Raw genomic sequence first — 17,178 nt, forward strand, 5'->3', positions numbered from 1 at the left:
ATGTCACTGTTTTCAGTCAGAAAAATGTTTACTGGCAAGGCAGCAAGAAAAGTGACCGTACATGCCCCCCGCATTTATACGGTAATGTTAACCTATAAGGGTAGCGCGACTACCCAGCTGAAGTTTAATATGGAGATCTGCCGCATGACGGTTGATGATGACAGGAACCATTACTTCCAGATCTCCCGGTCAGCAGTACGCGTCAATGATGAAGAGACAGCCGATTATATCGCTGCTGATCTGGCAGCACAATGCGGCAATGTTTTGTATCCGTTACAGGTACAGATCGGACAGGATGGAAATATGACCGGCATACTGAACCATGCTACCATCCTGCAACGCTGGCAGGACAAAAAAGAACGCCTGAAGCAATACTTTACCGGACCAGATGCTCATAGCTATATTGATGCCACCAGTGATACCCTCGCGGAAGAAGGCAACCTGATCAGCGCTATCCGTCATGATCTTTTCCTGGCCGCATTCTTCCATGTGCAGTTCGCCGGCAACCGTACCGGCTTCAGGGTGCCCTACCATCTCTTCCCATTTGAAATACCCGTGATGTATGAAGCGACACAGACAGGCAACAGAATGACCAACAATTTGCGTCAGTCGGGCCGCCAGGAAAACGGACGCGGCACCATGGATATACAATATGCCTTCCACCGGATCCATGGTCCTGTACAATCGCTGCAGGCACAATGGGATGCCGACCGGCAGGAAAAATATTTACAGATCTCATTGACGGCAAACTGCGTCAATAGCGATGATCATAGCATAAACTGATTGTAGTATGGCCGATAAACATTTTGTCGTACAGGGAGCCACATGCCAATGCAACTTCGGCGGCTCCCCTGATAGGCTGAAAATATCCGCTAATGACCGTGACTATATCAACGATGTAGATGGCAGTGCCAAACCTATTGCCAGTAATAAAGATATAGGGCAACCACTGGAGGCAAAGACCTTTGGCACCTGCTCCATTACCAGAAGCTCGTGTAGTCCCGCTATCACCCAGTGGCAGGGATTCTATGAAAAAGTAACACTCACCAACGGCGGTAAGATCCTGACAGAAAGCAGCAAGGCTATCTGCTCCGTATCCGGTTCGCCCTGTATCTCCATCACCTTCCACGGGCAAAGCGCAGCGGTTAACAGTACACATTTTGATAATGTAGAAGTAGAGACACTGACAGCACTTAACCCCATGGCGCCTAAACCGGCGAACAACAAGGAGATACCAAAAGTAAAGTCCATCACCGGAAAGATCGCCTCCCGTACACCCTCCCTGGAAGTAAGCAGTGGTACATCCATACCCGTGCTCACCGCCCGTATGAACGAATCAATGGTCTTCTCGGTCAAAGATTATTATAATCCGGCGAAGGCAGATAAAGAAAAGGTCAGCTGGAAAATATATAAAGGACACAGTTTCGAAGCAGAAGCGATGAGCTTTGCTGAAACAGGTCCGGAACTACAGATGAACTTCGATGCAGCAGGCAAGTACCGGGTCATGGCATATGGTACAGCAGGTACCGATACAAAATGTACGATTGATGTAACTGTAGCCATCAATAAACTGAAAAATGATATTGAAATCGGTAGCGGTATGGGACGCCTGGTGGGTAAAGATTACCGGGTGAGAAGGGGTGTACCGGTTAACATTGCCGCCAGATACGAGATCACACCTGCCTTACCCGCAGAAAGGCAACTGGTGACCATGCAGGTTACCGATAGTCAGGGGAACATTATTGCCGCCGGCGAACAGGGAGAAGACACGATCACCTTCACGCCAGCCAACGGGGCCGCTGCCTATAAAGTCATTGTCAGTATGGACGGACAGGTCATTACCAGAGACCTGACATCCGAAGGGAACGGTGTTGTTGCCATCAAAAGTAATCCGGCAGCAGAAGTAGTACGACCAGGGACTTCCATGAGCTTTCAGGTCACAGAGATGACCTACTTTACCCAGCTGCAGGAATTTGAGACCACCGGCATCAAATGGCAACTGAACGGAAAAGACGTCGGCATCGGCCAGTCCATTACGCTCAGCGGTGATCACTTCACCAGAGAAGGGAACTATGTGGTCGAAGCCTATGTGATGAAAGCAGATGCCTGGGATGCGAAAAAAGGTGTCCCCTCCTCCCGCGACCAGAAAGATGACTGCCGGTTTGCAGTGAAGAAAAACGAGATCACCGGTATAAAGGTGGAAAGTGGTGGAACGAAGTGGGTAGTGGGGAAACGCTATACATTGGAAGCGCAAACCCTCATGCCTTACCAGGCGTTACTGGACGGACCGGTTACCTGGTCGCCTGCTGGTAGCCATAGCACAAAGGCAACCGGCATCTATGCAACGAAGAAAGGTAAGGTGGTGGTCACCGCTACACTGAACGGAAAGACCAAAAGCCTGGAGGCAGATGCAGATATGGCCGAAGTAACTACCTGGTATTTTGGAGATAAAGACAGTGTGTACAAACCTAAGGCCGGCTGGAATGAGACATTAAAGATCGTCATTACCTGCCCTCCTGCTGCCGGTGAGACGGTAAATGTCCATATCCTGGAAGCTGACCGTACCAACTTCAATTATATAAAAGAAATACCCAACTGTAAGTTTGATGCGAATGGCGTGCTGCATGCTGATCTGAATACCAATGACCTCAAACCAGCATTGAGTAAACTCTATTTTGAGGGAGATGAATACGATGTATTATTCGCTATTCAGTCGCAACCGAACGGGATACAGTTTGCCAATATGAAAACAGTCGCCGCTAATGGTAAAACGTTCCTCTTTCCACAAAAACAAAGTAATCTGCGCGGCAGCGAACTAGGGAAATATGTTTATATCAGCAAGGCGAAAGAGGTGGTCAGTGTGAACTTCTTTGACAGCACCAACTACCCTGCCTATAAAGTGTATAAATACGGAGAGAAAATAAAGATCCGGGGGCAAACCCGAAACCTCGCCGGGGACGAACTCACCTTACAGGTATGGCATAATGGCTATAAACAGGAAGATAAGATGGTGATGGAGCTACACGGTAAGCCGGACGACAAGGAACTGCTGGAAGTAGAACTGGATACCGGCAAACTGAAAAGCGGCAACAAAAAGATAGACGACGGACTACGCAGCTATTTTGTTATCATCAAAGAGAAGAATGGAGACAGCTTTAAATTCCCTAAAGAAGTAGCGGATGCCAACACCTTCAATCCGAAGAACGTCAGCTTTTATCAGCATGTGAAGTTGTCTGACGCAGCGGCTGATAATCTGAATAAAATGGCGAAAGATATCGCCCCTGCCGTACTGGGCGAAGCACTGGAGAAAACGGAGAATAAGACCGGCTGTCCACGTTGTAATGAAAATATTACACCTGCGATGCTGAAAAAGGTCTTTAAAGAGGCAGATGACGCCACCCTGAAAACGGTCGCAGATACCTACAATAAATACATGCGTGAGATCGGGATGAATACCTGCTGGAATAAGGCCCATTTCTTTGCACAGGTATCTGTAGAATCGGGTCCCAAACTGCACATGCAGGGCGGAGAAAGCTTCAACTATTACTGGAAGGAACTGGATGATCACTTCCCCCCTTTTCGCACACCGGAAGGACAACAGAAAGCGGAATTATGGGGGCGCCCCGTACAAAAACCAGCCATCCCTGGTGTGACCAAAGAAAACGAAAAGAACATTGCCAATTATATCTATGGCCCCGATGCGGCGAAAGGAAAGGAACTGGGTAATACCGGGGCGAACGACGGCTGGAACTTCCGCGGGAAAGGGCTGATCCAGCTGACCGGCCGTACCGCTTATGAATATGCCAATACCTATACCAAAAGGGAGAACGCGGATATTATTACCAATCCGGATCTGGTCGTATCAGATGTGAAGATCGCGGTACTCTCCTCTATGGCATTCTGGAAATGGAAAGGACTACAGGAGAAATCCAACGGACAAACAGCCGTCAACCCTATCAGCATCAAAGTTGGTAAGAATGTGGTGAAGAGCAATGGCTCAGATGCCTATTCAGAGAAAAAAGAAGCATTCGATAAGAACACGTCTGTTTTGTTTAAGGTGAAAGAGTGTACCTACGGACTTGTACCCGATGGAGATAACAACCGCTACAAAATTGATGTCGATGCCTTTAAATATGAGTTGGTGCAAAAGAATGACGCCTCTAAACAATATCAGTTCGATGTGTATGTGGGCGGTAAGTTAACGGCTACCATTGTCAGGAACGTCAATGCCAAAAAACTCCTGCCGTTCCCCGATACAGGGCCTAACTGGGGACGTTTCGGCGGAAGGGATGGCGGAGATGATAACTACTCCGATCCAAAAGTGGCAGCAGCAACACTCGGCTTCCTGTATTCATTGCCTAAGAATAATTACACCGGCATGTTATATTTCAATGATATGTCGGCCAGCGATCAGCGTAACCTGGGACACAAGGGACACGTACACGGTGATGATATTGACTTCCGTTACCCGGGAAGTACTGCGGAAGCCGGAGAAGTGTTATGGTCAAAGGCAATGCTGAGCTACGCAAATGAAGAAAAATTTGTGGAGGCGCTGGAAAATATCCTTAGTATTGCCGGCAAGTGGGGCTTCAATACCAACTACGCCTACAAATCAGGGATAAAAGGCACGAAAAATGCAGCGTTCAGCGTGCATCAGAATCACTTCCATATTGGATTACGATAGACTATAATAAAGAAACATGAAACAACTTCTAGTCATTATGGCCTTCTTGTACTGTATGGGTTGCCAGTCGTCGGAAACGAACAGCAGCACAGACAGTAGCATCAATGATAGTAAAGCAGACACGATAAAGCCCGAAGAAAAACTATACGATATGAATGCTGCGGCAATCAGAAAACACATGGAGCTGCAAAAGCACCTGGAAGATGAGCACAACAGGACCAGTTATACCGCTACAGATGTGGACATAGCCATACCGCTACTGGCAGCTGCACTGAAAGATAATAAGTTCGTTACGCTGTCTGAAGAAGCATTCCAGCAGAAGATCAGGCAGATCTTCGGAGAAAGCGCCTTACAGACAAATTATTGTGGCGCGAAACAGCATGATCAGTTTATCACATTGCTGGCCAGGGAAAATGGCGATGAATTTGATTATACAGAAGATAATGTCATGGTGTCAAAAGCACATCGGTTTATCTTCTCCATGCCGTTTCTGGGTGATTTTATCACCTTCCGGGATAGTACACATTATGTATTCAACCTCTCTCAGGTGCAGATAGCCAGGAACCGCTACCTGCTGAATGATAATAAAGCTGACCTGGCATACCTGCTGGCGGAAGATACCTTGTTCATTAAAAGCCTGGTATTACATTTCGGTTACACCGCAGATCAGAAGCTAAATGATGTGGCGATGCATGATATCGGCAGAGCGGATGACAATGAGATCATCAAAGTATGTGAGTATATCTTTGTAAAGGACTGTAAGGGGCAATTGCAGATCCGGGAAGGATTGCTGCAATGGATCACCGCACATGCAGATGCCAACGAGGCAAGGATGGCCTTTGCGCTATATGAATATGCGATATTATTGTATTCAGATGATGCAGAACAGGCGTTACATAATCAGCCGCGTACTTACTGGGACAAAGACCAGAAGCGTAAGATCGCATCCTATATTATCAATACCTGGATGCCACTGAATGAAAAATATGCAGCGGCTAATCCGGCGAAATGGTCCGTGGCAAATCTGATCGACAATCTGGATGTATACGATAACGGGTTGCAGGAGTATATTGTACAACAAAAATATTTCTCACTGCCCTATCTGCAGAAGGAGATCAGCGCAAGACAATAGACCTGAAAGTATACGACTATAATACCATTACTCCTCCGGCACAACCGGAGGAGTTTTCTTTTACAGACAACGGTCTGTTCCACCGCCCAACAAACAAGTGTCAAATAAACAATAATAATTACCTATCTTACCTGCAAATTCCGGTTATGAAAAAGCTACTGGCAGTTACCCTGTTATGCTTCAGCCTGTCGGCCCCTGCCCAGGTGAAGGTACATATTCCCACGATCGATGAAGTAGGCGCCACAAGGCTACCCGCTGATATCGCCCCGGTTCATGCTCCTTTCTCCCTACCGGCATTCAAAAAACCTGTATTTCCGAAGTATGCTGTTACGATCAAAGGAAAGGGCGATTCACAAACAAAAGAGATCCAACAGGCTATTGACGCTGTTAGCAAACGTGGCGGTGGCACCGTGCATATTCCGGCGGGCAACTGGCATTCAGGTCGTATCACATTAAAATCCAACGTGCAGCTGCACCTCGAAGAAAATGCGGTACTGCATTTTGGTGGAGAGATCAGTGATTATCTGCCGGTTGTATTCACCCGTACAGAAGGTGTGGAAGTGATGTCGCTGGGCGCCTGTATCTATGCGAACGGACAACAGAACATTGCCGTAACAGGTAAAGGGAAACTGGTCGGACCACCTGCCAGCTGTCCTGTCAGGAAACAGGTAATGCGGCAGGATGTGATAGAAAATGTGGTAGCGGCCAATAAACCCGTAACAGAACGCATTTATGATGGACATAACGGCGGCCCGGTCTACCTCCCGATGTTCGTTTCTGCTGTCAATTGTAAAAATGTGTATTTAGAGGGCCTGCAACTGGAAAATACCCCCTTCTGGAATATAGTACCCATCTACTGTGACAACGTCATTATAAGGGGCATTACTGTCAATTCTGTGGGTATTCCCAGCGGTGATGGTATCGATATAGAATCGAGCAGGAATGTGCTGATAGAATATTGTACCTTAAATTGTGGTGATGACTGCTTTACGCTGAAGGCAGGCCGCGGAGAAGATGGACTACGGATAGGAAAGCCGACCGAAAATGTAGTGATCCGTCATTGTCTGGCACGTCAGGGACATGGTGGTATTACCGTAGGCAGTGAAACCGCGGCTATGATCAGGAACCTGTACGTACATGATGTGGTATTTGATGATACAGAAGTAGGACTCCGTTTTAAGACCAGACGTCCGCGCGGAGGTGGTGGAGAACACCTGTACTATGAACGTATCCGCATGCGCCTGCGGCTGGATGCGTTCAGATGGGACATGCTGGGCGCAAGGATGTATGTAGGCGCACTGGCCGACCGCTTACCTGCGCTGCCGGTGAACCAGTTAACACCAGTATACAGGAATATCTTCGCTAAAGATATTGTGGTGGATAGTGCCAGGGCACTCGTACGGGTGGATGGTATACCCGAATCACCTATGACCAATTTCCGGCTGGAAAACGTAGAGGCCCATTGCAGTAAGCTGGTACAGAGTATAGATGCGGACAATATTATCATTTCCAACGCCCGGATCTATACACCAGATTCACTGATGACACTAGTAGACAGCCGGAACGTTACTTTTGACAAAGTACACATCATCAATCCCACCAATAAAATTATCACAAACCTGTCCGGCGACCTTACCAATAATATCCGGTTCACGAACTCTGTTCCCGCCAAACCGGAAGGCTGGGACACGAATACCTGGAAGAAAAATTAATGCTTTAAAAGTTATCTTCGCCTTGTTGAAAGAATAACAGCGCAGATCGTATGTTGAAAAAACTATCCCTGTTGGCTTATCTGATAAGCCCTATTATTGTATTATCATCCTGTGAAAATAAACCGCTGGCAAAAAAAGATCAAGCCTCTGGAGCTATCTTTTCCGGCGATTCCGGGTATCTGACAGAAAAAGTGATCATTCCCTATGTTGTGGCTGAAAACCTGCTGGACACAGCCAGTCCTTCCCGGAAGAAGACGCCTTTAAGTGATAGCCTTATCATGGGGAAATACTATCGCCACCACGATCATTACATGGTCTGCATCTTACATCCTGATGAACCATCCAATGGATTGATACTATTTGAGACAACATCAGCAGGACATCCCACCAATGTACAACTGTATGGCCATGGTATTTACAACTATTGCTGGGAAAATGGTGATATTGCTTTTGGAAAATTACAGGACTATTTTTATCTGATAACCTGCCGTACAGGTATGAGTTACAACGGTAAAGAACGCTATCTATTTAAGGAATTATACGCACAGAACCATGTAAACCCTATATTAGAGTTCTCCTGGGACGGCCATCTGCCATCCGCAGAAATAGATTTCCAGCGGTTAACTTCACAGATCACGATATCTAATGACAGCGTCATTACTGATTACAGAATGATACACGGCAAACGAAACAGACAATCAGATACCATCTGTGAAGAACCTGTTGATAGCGCCAGGTGGTGTATGTCATCCGGGACGGGAAATGGAAGGCTACTGACAGTTCCCGCCTGAGATGGTGGTTATATTAGGCGCTTATCTGAATACATTTAAAAATACCTTAATAATTACGGCTGCAAAAATCAATTTAATCGCCTACCTTAGCCTTACCTTAACATTTCCAATGAATTACATCAGGTTCTCCCATACCTACAACCACCAACAGCTGTGCACAGAACTGGAAAATGTGCTACAGCAGGACTGGCCCCTTCACTTCAACACCCGGGATTACGACGGGGAATGGAGAAGTATTTCCTTACGTTCCGCAACCGGCAATAGTCAGGATATTCTGGCACATCCGGACGCTGTCTACCAGGATACACCAGTACTGGCGGCCATGCCGTACGCCAGAGAGATCATCGATTCCTGGCAATGTGAAAAGGAGGCCGTAAGACTCCTGTCACTGTCCCCAGGCAGCGAGATCAAACCACATAAAGATCAGGGATGCGGCTACCGGAATGGCATTTTCAGGATACACATCCCGATCGTAACCAATCCGGATGTGTACTTCACCCTGGAAAACGAAAAACTGCATCTGCCCGCCGGAGAATGCTGGTATATGGATTTCAGCTGCACACACGGTATCGTGAACAAGGGGTATACCGCCAGGGTACACCTGATCATGGACTGCGTCCGGAATGAATGGAGTGATCAGCTGTTTGCTGCGCATGGTTATGATCTTGCTGATAATACGCCCGCTGCCAGGATGGACGCTGCTACGCGTGCCGCTATGATCGCAGAACTGGAAAGAATGGATACAGATACCGCCCGGCAACTCATTGCCAGCTTAAAAGCAGAAAACTAATGCAGCAACCGCCTATCCGTAACTGGATACCCTATAAACTCAGCTATGCACAGCAACAATGGACCATCAACTGGCTGGACCTGGGCTACTACCGTATGAACCATCCTTTTTTTGATGAAACCATTGCCGTATGCAGGCACAGACAGGCAGAGCGGTCTTCGCTGAAGAGCATTTCTACTGCTGACTTCCTGATGGATGCCTGTAAAGCGCTCTCCCATCTCTCCCCTTCTGCGTTTGTCTTTCATGTATCCCGCTGTGGGTCCACCCTTCTTTCACAGGCGTTTTCCACATCACCTCAAAATATTGTGATAGCAGAAGCCCCTTTACTGGATGAGATACTGCGCAGCCTGGAAAAACAGCCGGACCTCCCACCACAACAACGGGAAAGCTGGTTTAAAGCGGCCGTCAGCCTGATGGGACAGCACCGGAATTTCAGCGAGACGGATTATATCATTAAACTCGACAGCTGGCATATTCATTTCTATGAACTCCTGAGAGCATGGTATCCGGATACGCCCTTTTATTTTCTGTACCGCCGGCCCGACCAGGTCGTCGCCTCTCATGATAAACGCAGGGGCTTGCAGGCCATACCAGGCATGATCTCTCCTCAGTTGCTGAAAGCAGGTGATCTTTCACAGTTTGCAGGCGACTTTAACCGGTATACGGCGAAGGTGTTGTATGAATATTATTTAAAGCTACAGGCCATCCACGCGTTGCATCACCCTCTAAATGGTTTCTTCGACTACGCTGATGGTGTACAGGATATGATGAAGGCATTCAGTGATTTCTCCGGTATTGCGATAAAAGATGCAGAAGAACTCAATAACCGCCTTAAATACCACAGCAAATATACGGGTGATGTATTTAAAGCAGAAGCAGCAGCAGATGCCAGTTATTTTTATGCAGATAGCCATGCTGCGTATGAACAGTTACGCGCACAGATAAAATAATCAGATGGGACAAATCATTCAGTTCACCGGCCTTTCAGGTGCCGGCAAAACCACCCTGTCAGCAGCACTGCTGGAATGGGGACTACAACAAAATATTGCCATCAAGCTGATAGACGGAGACGTATACAGGCAAACGCTGTGTAAAGACCTGGGATTCAGTAAAGCTGACCGGCTGGAAAACGTAGCCCGGCTGGGGGCTTATGCGGCCTCTATTGCTGCGAACTATGACTTTGTCATCATTGCGGCTATCAATCCGTATGAAGAAGGCAGGAACAACCTCAGCGAAAAATACAATGCAGCTTTAATCTGGCTGACATGTGATATTGAGACACTGATCAGCAGAGATCCGAAGGGATTATACAAGAAGGCGTTACTACCAGATGGGCATCCAGACAAGATCCATAATCTGACCGGACTGAATGATACGTTTGAGATACCAGCCAGTCCGGACCTGATCATAGATACCGGCCTTACAGACAGTGCGCAGGCACTGGCGGCGGCCGTTCAATTTCTTAGTCGACGGTTACACCGGCAGGACCCTGCGACACATAACCTTTCCCCCATTTAAAGACATAGCGCCTCACCAGGGTGAAAGTACCTTTCTTCCTGGTCTTCGCGTAAGGTTGTACTTCCTCCGGCAAACTCTCAATATCTCCGGCTACGTATGTTCCTTTCATCGTGACAATGATATCGCGGAAGAAACGTTTGTCACTTTCAGGAGCATTATAAGTACAGGTCCACGAAGACAGCTCTTCGTCATCGCCACCTTCCGTGCTTTCTGCACCATATACCGCAAGCACTTGCTTGTAGGTACCGCCAGTACCGGCAATCAGGAATAATGTAGTCCGGAATGGACCGCCACCCGGACCATTCTGCGATTGCAGCATAAAGGCGTACTGGTCATGGCCTATCAATACAGGTGCCGGTTTCGGGCATTGGGAAAAGGCGCCGTAGGCGCCTACAGCCGGCTGGAAGAACTTCAGGGACCATACCTTTCCCGATAATGAGAACTTTGCAATACCCAATGTGCCCCCCCTGAAACGAACGGTCTGCGCACCATCAGCATCGTACTCGGAATGATTAAAGGTGAGCATCTTGTATTGCGTACCGGCGGAGTCTTTGTAACTGATCACATTAAGTAAACGAGTAGCGGTACCCGCCTCATAGGGGAAATTATACGGCTCATCCTCATTCGTATCATTATATCCTTTCGGCTTACAGGACTTACATTCCCAGTTGATCAGCTGATCCCTGTAGGTTGAAGAATGTTTAAGATCGTAGTATTTCCCGGGGAATAACTTTTGCAACGTTTTTATACCATCAAACGGATCAGGCACTTCCAGCACACGGGTGGGGGACAACATGGTATCCGGGATGTTCTTCAGTTCCAGTTCTCCGTCCTGGGCGAAGCAGCTCATTACAAGGGCGAGGCTGCAACATAGGCTAATGATTAATCGCTTCATAGTCATATAAAAGTGGGCGTAAAGGTAATCGTTTATGCGTGATCCTGTGCTCCCTGAAAACTGTGATTTACATCTTTAGCGCTACGCAAGGCCGGGACTGTAATCCAGGGCGAACGATCAGGCAAAAAGAATAGCGCGGTCTTTTTTCATATGATAAGGGCTAATGTTGTGCCGCTGAAGGTACAGAAACTACGGGTCTCTGCCCGGCACAGGCTGGCGATATACTAAAAAGTACTGATTTGCTGCGGATGATGTGAATTTTTAGTATATTGAAATTACTTACAGCAGACTGACTAACAAACAATTCCACAATTATGCATTCCACAACAGCGAACGCGCACGTTCAACAACAGCGGATGGCCCGCAAAATCTGGATCGAAGTGGCATTAACAGCTATCCTTGCAGTAGCGGCGGTATTGCTGACGCTTTAACCATTAAGACTCAGTAACGAAAGCTTTTCCTGAACTCCTCCGGTGTTTGTCCGGTGTATTTCTTATAAAATTTCGTGAAATAGGAGTTATCAGCAAAACCCAGCTGGTAGGCAATCTCCGTGATCGTAGAATCCTTGTTTACCAGCAGGCGTTTAGCCTCCAGGATGATCCTGTTACGGATCAGCTCACCCGCGGAGGCCCCCAGGGTGCTTGTACATAGCGCATTCAAATGATTGGGGGTAATGAACAGTAGTTCTGCATAATCCTTCGGCAACTTCAGTGTCGTATAATTCTTCTCTATCAGTTTCTGAAAATTCTTCAGCAGTATATAATTGTACGTATTGGTCTGTACGGGCGATCGCTCAAAACTGACACGTCCGATCCGGATGAACAACTGCAGCATCAGTACCTGGATCATATCGACAGAGAGGCGGGCCCGCTGTTCACGCTCCGAGATCAGGTCCTCGAAGATCGCGGTCACCGGTCCATGCAGGCTTTCGGGAAGATCTATCACAGATTCCTCCACATCTCCGCTGAAAAAGGGAAACTGTTCCAGGTAATCCGGCTTTTGCAACAGCGACTGAAGAAAGCTCACAGAGAAATTGATGATATACCCGTCTACTTCCCCTTCAAACTGCCATCCATGTACCTGTCCGGGGATCATGAAATAGATCTGGTAAGGCTTTACTGTAAATGTTTTAAAGTCGATGGTATGTGTCCCCGCTCCTTTTGTAAAAAGCGTGACGTGATAGAAGTTATGCTTATGCGCTTCGCGCAGATTCTCATGTACACTCAGGTAAGGCGCGAACCTGCTGATCTGTATATCATCATCTTTGTATCCGGTTAGCGTACCCACGTCGTACACCGGAAAGGCCTTTTTCACCATGCTGATTCACTTGAAATAAGTGGATATTGTTTATTGCGTCGCTGGCAGCAACGGCAGGCGAAATTAATCAATTCATTGGGGAAGTGGGTAATGACAGGAGGAGAATAACAATATCAGGAAGACAGCACCAGCATGGAGAGACAGGCCGCCGGAGTATGCCTTGTCACTATACTGGTGAGTAGTTGTGTGGGGCATACCCTGGTTAGCACCATCTATATCAGGACCGGCAGGAACGGGTAAAACCTACCGGGTAATATCAATTAATAATCGAAGTATTCTACCTCGCCGCTCATGTAGAGGTAAGCTTCAGCTTTACGTCTTCGGGTCAGACCGTCCAGCACCTTGCCACCTGACATGTTCCATTTCAGAAATTCTATTACAACGGAAGGATCTTTGGGGTCGGCCTTCACCACTTTCAGCAGGGTACTGTCACCCAGCCCTTCAGCGATACCGTTCTTATTCATATCGCTACCTACATTGTACGCAAAACAAACCAGGGCATCGAACTGCTGTTGTTTCAGTTTTATACCGGCAGTCAGTTTATTAACATCGGCTACGAAGCCTTTTTTAATATTTGCGAACAGCGTGTCAGCGCGTTGCTGTGTGATCACATCTCCTTTTTTAACTGCTTTTCCGTCTTCGTAAACAGTGTTACCCCAGCCGATAGTCCAAACACCTTTACTGTCCTGGTATGAGGTCAGACGGCATTTCTCGAAATGTTTAATGAGCTTTTCACCTTGTGCGCCTAATTCCATAGTTTGAGATTAAAATATTATAAATGTGAGGCGCTAAAGATATAATAATATTATTATTTATCAAGAATAAGAGTATCACAGACTCTATATATTATCGAATATCCGCATTCTTTATCCTGCCCATAATTATGGTGCAGGTCTTTTTAGACTGTGATGAATCGTAACACGTAGCACTTTTGTCCTGAATGCCCCCTGAAGGGACTTTCTTATAGTCTGATATAACAAGCGACGAACTAGCGACGAACTAGCGACGGCCAAACAATGTGTTAAACAGTGGTTCGAAAATGCCCGCTGGAAACTCTTTTTATAGCCGTCACTCTTTTTCAGATGCGGTATAATAGTAGATGTGTACCTGCTCATGAAAAGACTGGTGCACTTCTATGCTGATTATGAGGATCATATAATCCGGGCTTGTCATATTATTTTTTAAAATAAGGGCGGCAGATTTCACCGTGGCAACACTTTTTTTTGTAGACTTGTGGTAAGATTCAGGGACAAACTTTTCAGCACCACCCCAATAGAAAATCTGTCAATTAGCTATCAAAGTTTACTATTTATATCCTCTTATTTCTCTGTACTATGAGCGAGGAACTGTTGATGCAACTAATCCCCTCAGTACCGGCCAATCCGGAACTGGCGATCGTATTTCCATTACAGCTTACCTACCCAGTAAGCAGCTATGTGTTATCAAATGGTATTTTACCTGCCACCTGTTGCGGGATCGTCGTGTTATGGATCGTTGTTATGATAAAGCGGCTGGATGTTTATGCAAAGCGTCAACATGAATTGTTACTGCAACTGGAGCAGCAGCAGGCGATGATGGCTACCCAGGAAGTCAATATCCAGGAAGCGGAGCGAAAAAGGATTGCCGAAGATATACATGATGAGATCGGAAGCAACCTGGCCGCCATCCGGGTCAATCTGCAAAGTCTGCATTACCGGACCGCACAGGATGAACAGCAGGCGGGTTATCTGTTACGGCTGATAGATCAGACCAGTGTGAATGTGAGAAGAGCCGCCCACAACCTGATTCCTCCTCACTTCGGACATGTGCCACTTACAGATATCCTCCAGTCCTATTTTGGTTTGCTGAACTCACCCGAAGTCGTTTTTCATTTCTGTGCCAATAAATACCAGCCCTGTTTTAATCCCAGGCAGGAACTGTTACTCTACCGGATTGTCATGGAGCTTACCACAAACATTATCAGACACGCAAAAGCATCGGCAGCCACTGTTCAGCTGCTTTATTATCCTGACTATCTGGAAATACTGGTAGAAGACGATGGGATCGGTCTGCCGGCCTTTACCAGCAGTTCAACAGGGATCGGTCTTGCCGGCGTAAAAACCAGGGTCGGATCCCTGGGAGGAAATCTGCACATTGATTCAGGCATTTCAGGTACAACCTTTATCATTCATATTCCCGTAATTCCACAACATGCAGCCTCCTGTTAATATCGTCCTTGCAGACGATCAAACCCTTTTTGCAGATGGCATCCGCTCACTGCTGGAACAGGTACCCAACATTACCGTACAGGGCATCGCTCCGAACGGTCAGGTACTAATAGAGATGTTACAGCAGCTTCACCCCGATCTTGCCATTCTGGACATCAATATGCCAATACTCAACGGACTGGAAGCTATGAAGCAGATCCGGCAGGAAATGCCGAAGATCCGGACTATCATTCTCTCCAGTTACAATGATCCTCACCTGGTATCGCTGGCCCATAGTTATGGAGCGAACGGGTACCTGGTGAAGACGTGTGATAAATATGAACTATTACAGAGCATCGGCCAGGTGTCGAGGGGAGAGAACTGTTTTCCGAAAATGAGCCGGATGCAGGAACCGGAACCGCCACCTTTCCGGGAATTCAACCTCACCCGGCGAGAAAAGGAGATATTACAGCTTATTAATCAGCAACTTACTAATCAGCAAATCGCTACGCATCTTTATCTGAGCATTTACACGGTCGAAACACACCGGAAAAATATTATGCAGAAATTGCAACTGAAGAGTCCCGCTGCCCTCACCCGTTTCCTGCTTGAAAAAGGGCTGTAACCAGTAGCCATCCTACCTATCATGCCATTCTGTCATTTTCGGATTTAATTGCTTAGTTTTGCTATCCTAAAATTACTAGAAAAGGATGCTGGAACAGGTTACAAAAGTGCATGACGAAAGTCGCCAGGGCGAGGCTTACTTGCCAGTGGCCGAAGAATCACAGACTTATACAAAGAAATTCTATATAGAGAGTTATGGTTGCCAGATGAACTTCAACGATAGTGAGATCGTGGCATCCATCCTGAAAGAAGAGGGATTTGGTCCTACCCGTAATGTGGAGGAAGCGAGTCTGGTATTGCTGAATACGTGCTCTATCCGCGAGAAAGCGGAAACGACCGTACGCAGACGTTTAAATGAGTTCCGCGCCATCAAGCAGCGTAACCCGGAACTCCTGGTAGGCGTGCTTGGTTGTATGGCGGAACGACTGAAGGCCAAACTGCTGGACGAAGAGAAACTGGTGGATATGGTCGTCGGCCCTGATGCCTACAGGACCCTGCCCGCCCTCATTGAAGAAGCAGAAACAGGTCAGAAAGCCGTAAACGTACTGCTCAGCCGTGAAGAGACCTATGGCGATATCGCACCGGTAAGACTGGACAGCAATGGGGTTACTGCTTTCGTGTCGATCATGCGTGGCTGTAACAACATGTGTTCCTTCTGTGTAGTACCGTTTACACGCGGACGTGAACGTAGCAGGGACAAAGCATCCATTCTACAGGAAGCGACCGATATGTTCAACAGAGGCTACCGTGAGGTTACCCTGCTGGGCCAGAACGTAGATTCCTACTACTGGGTCAATCCGGAAGATAATAATGACATTACCACCTTCGCTAACCTGCTGGAAGCCGTAGCACTGATCAGCCCACTGCTCAGAGTACGTTTCAGTACATCTCATCCGAAAGATATTACCGATGAGGTATTGTTCACCATGGCGAAATACGAGAACATCTGTAAGTACATCCACCTGCCTATGCAGAGCGGAAGTACACGTATCCTGCAACTGATGAACCGTACCTACACCAGGGAATGGTATATGAAAAAAGTAGACCGCATCCGCGAGGTACTGCCTGGCTGTGCATTATCTACTGACGTGATCACCGGTTTCTGTACAGAAACAGAGGAAGACCACCAGGATACCATGACCCTCATGGACTATGCCCGTTACGACCTGGCCTACATGTTCTTCTACTCTGAACGTCCGGGTACACTGGCTGCACGCCGTTACCAGGATGACGTACCAGAGGAAGTGAAGAAACGCAGACTGTCGGAAGTAGTGGAACTCCATCGCGGACAAACGCTCAGGAGTATGCAGCAGGATGTTGGTAAAACGTTTAAAGTACTGATTGAAGGCGTATCCAAACGTTCAGAGGAGCACCTCTTCGGCAGAACAGATCATAACAAAGTAGTGGTATTCCCGAAAGAGGATTTCCGCAAGGGTGAGTATGTATGGGTGAAGGTAGATGATTGTACTTCCGGCACATTACTGGGAACTTCGACAGGAAGAGCATAAAAGACAAATTAATTGGATCAC

14 protein-coding genes are annotated in these 17,178 nt (G+C 47.2%); 11 read left to right on the forward strand and 3 right to left on the reverse strand.

What is annotated here, in order from left to right; all coding sequences use genetic code 11:
* From GWR21_RS09735 to GWR21_RS09770, 8 genes are all read left to right on the forward strand, one after another.
* Complete coding sequence (locus GWR21_RS09735) at window positions 1-783, forward strand: hypothetical protein (RefSeq protein ID WP_162331550.1); 783 nt, start codon at window positions 1-3, stop codon at window positions 781-783.
* 7 nt (window positions 784-790) lie between these two features.
* Window positions 791-4,684, forward strand: coding sequence for a PAAR-like protein (locus GWR21_RS09740; RefSeq protein ID WP_162331551.1), 3,894 nt, complete (start codon window positions 791-793; stop codon window positions 4,682-4,684).
* A 16-nt stretch (window positions 4,685-4,700) separates the two neighbouring features.
* Window positions 4,701-5,816, forward strand: coding sequence for a hypothetical protein (locus tag GWR21_RS09745; protein WP_162331552.1), 1,116 nt, complete (start codon window positions 4,701-4,703; stop codon window positions 5,814-5,816).
* A 146-nt stretch (window positions 5,817-5,962) separates the two neighbouring features.
* On the forward strand, window positions 5,963-7,528 hold the full coding sequence (locus GWR21_RS09750; protein WP_162331553.1) for a glycoside hydrolase family 28 protein: 1,566 nt from the start codon (window positions 5,963-5,965) through the stop codon (window positions 7,526-7,528).
* Between the two features lie 50 nt (window positions 7,529-7,578).
* Window positions 7,579-8,319 (forward strand): hypothetical protein, encoded by a 741-nt coding sequence (locus GWR21_RS09755; protein ID WP_162331554.1) that lies wholly within the window; start codon window positions 7,579-7,581, stop codon window positions 8,317-8,319.
* 109 nt (window positions 8,320-8,428) lie between these two features.
* Window positions 8,429-9,109 (forward strand): aspartyl/asparaginyl beta-hydroxylase domain-containing protein, encoded by a 681-nt coding sequence (locus GWR21_RS09760; RefSeq protein WP_162331555.1) that lies wholly within the window; start codon window positions 8,429-8,431, stop codon window positions 9,107-9,109.
* Window positions 9,109-10,059 (forward strand): hypothetical protein, encoded by a 951-nt coding sequence (locus GWR21_RS09765; protein ID WP_162331556.1) that lies wholly within the window; start codon window positions 9,109-9,111, stop codon window positions 10,057-10,059. The genes GWR21_RS09760 and GWR21_RS09765 overlap by 1 nt, the downstream gene beginning before the upstream one ends.
* A 4-nt stretch (window positions 10,060-10,063) precedes the next feature.
* Entirely contained in the window at window positions 10,064-10,627 is a 564-nt protein-coding gene (locus GWR21_RS09770; protein ID WP_162331557.1) for an adenylyl-sulfate kinase, read from the forward strand.
* Here GWR21_RS09770 and GWR21_RS09775 read toward each other — a convergent pair.
* From GWR21_RS09775 to GWR21_RS09785, 3 genes are all read right to left on the reverse strand, one after another.
* A complete protein-coding gene (locus tag GWR21_RS09775; protein ID WP_162331558.1) occupies window positions 10,572-11,522 on the reverse strand; it encodes a hypothetical protein in 951 nt (316 codons plus the stop codon). The two genes, GWR21_RS09770 and GWR21_RS09775, sit on opposite strands and share 56 nt — an antisense overlap.
* Before the next feature lie 441 nt (window positions 11,523-11,963).
* The gene (locus tag GWR21_RS09780; protein ID WP_162331559.1) at window positions 11,964-12,839 is read right to left on the reverse strand and encodes a helix-turn-helix domain-containing protein; all 876 of its coding nucleotides are present in this window, start codon (window positions 12,837-12,839) and stop codon (window positions 11,964-11,966) included.
* Between the two features lie 260 nt (window positions 12,840-13,099).
* Window positions 13,100-13,594 (reverse strand): lysozyme, encoded by a 495-nt coding sequence (locus GWR21_RS09785; RefSeq protein ID WP_162331560.1) that lies wholly within the window; start codon window positions 13,592-13,594, stop codon window positions 13,100-13,102.
* Between the two features lie 579 nt (window positions 13,595-14,173).
* Here GWR21_RS09785 and GWR21_RS09790 point away from each other — a divergent pair.
* From GWR21_RS09790 to miaB, 3 genes are all read left to right on the forward strand, one after another.
* A complete protein-coding gene (locus GWR21_RS09790; RefSeq protein ID WP_162331561.1) occupies window positions 14,174-15,046 on the forward strand; it encodes a sensor histidine kinase in 873 nt (290 codons plus the stop codon).
* On the forward strand, window positions 15,030-15,650 hold the full coding sequence (locus GWR21_RS09795) for a response regulator (RefSeq protein ID WP_162331562.1): 621 nt from the start codon (window positions 15,030-15,032) through the stop codon (window positions 15,648-15,650). Before GWR21_RS09790 ends, GWR21_RS09795 begins: the two co-directional genes overlap by 17 nt.
* 85 nt (window positions 15,651-15,735) lie before the next feature.
* Window positions 15,736-17,157 (forward strand): tRNA (N6-isopentenyl adenosine(37)-C2)-methylthiotransferase MiaB, encoded by a 1,422-nt coding sequence (gene miaB / locus GWR21_RS09800; RefSeq protein ID WP_162331563.1) that lies wholly within the window; start codon window positions 15,736-15,738, stop codon window positions 17,155-17,157.
* Window positions 17,158-17,178: the final 21 nt, after the last annotated feature.

The organism is Chitinophaga agri (assembly GCF_010093065.1).
Lineage (GTDB): Bacteria > Bacteroidota > Bacteroidia > Chitinophagales > Chitinophagaceae > Chitinophaga > Chitinophaga agri.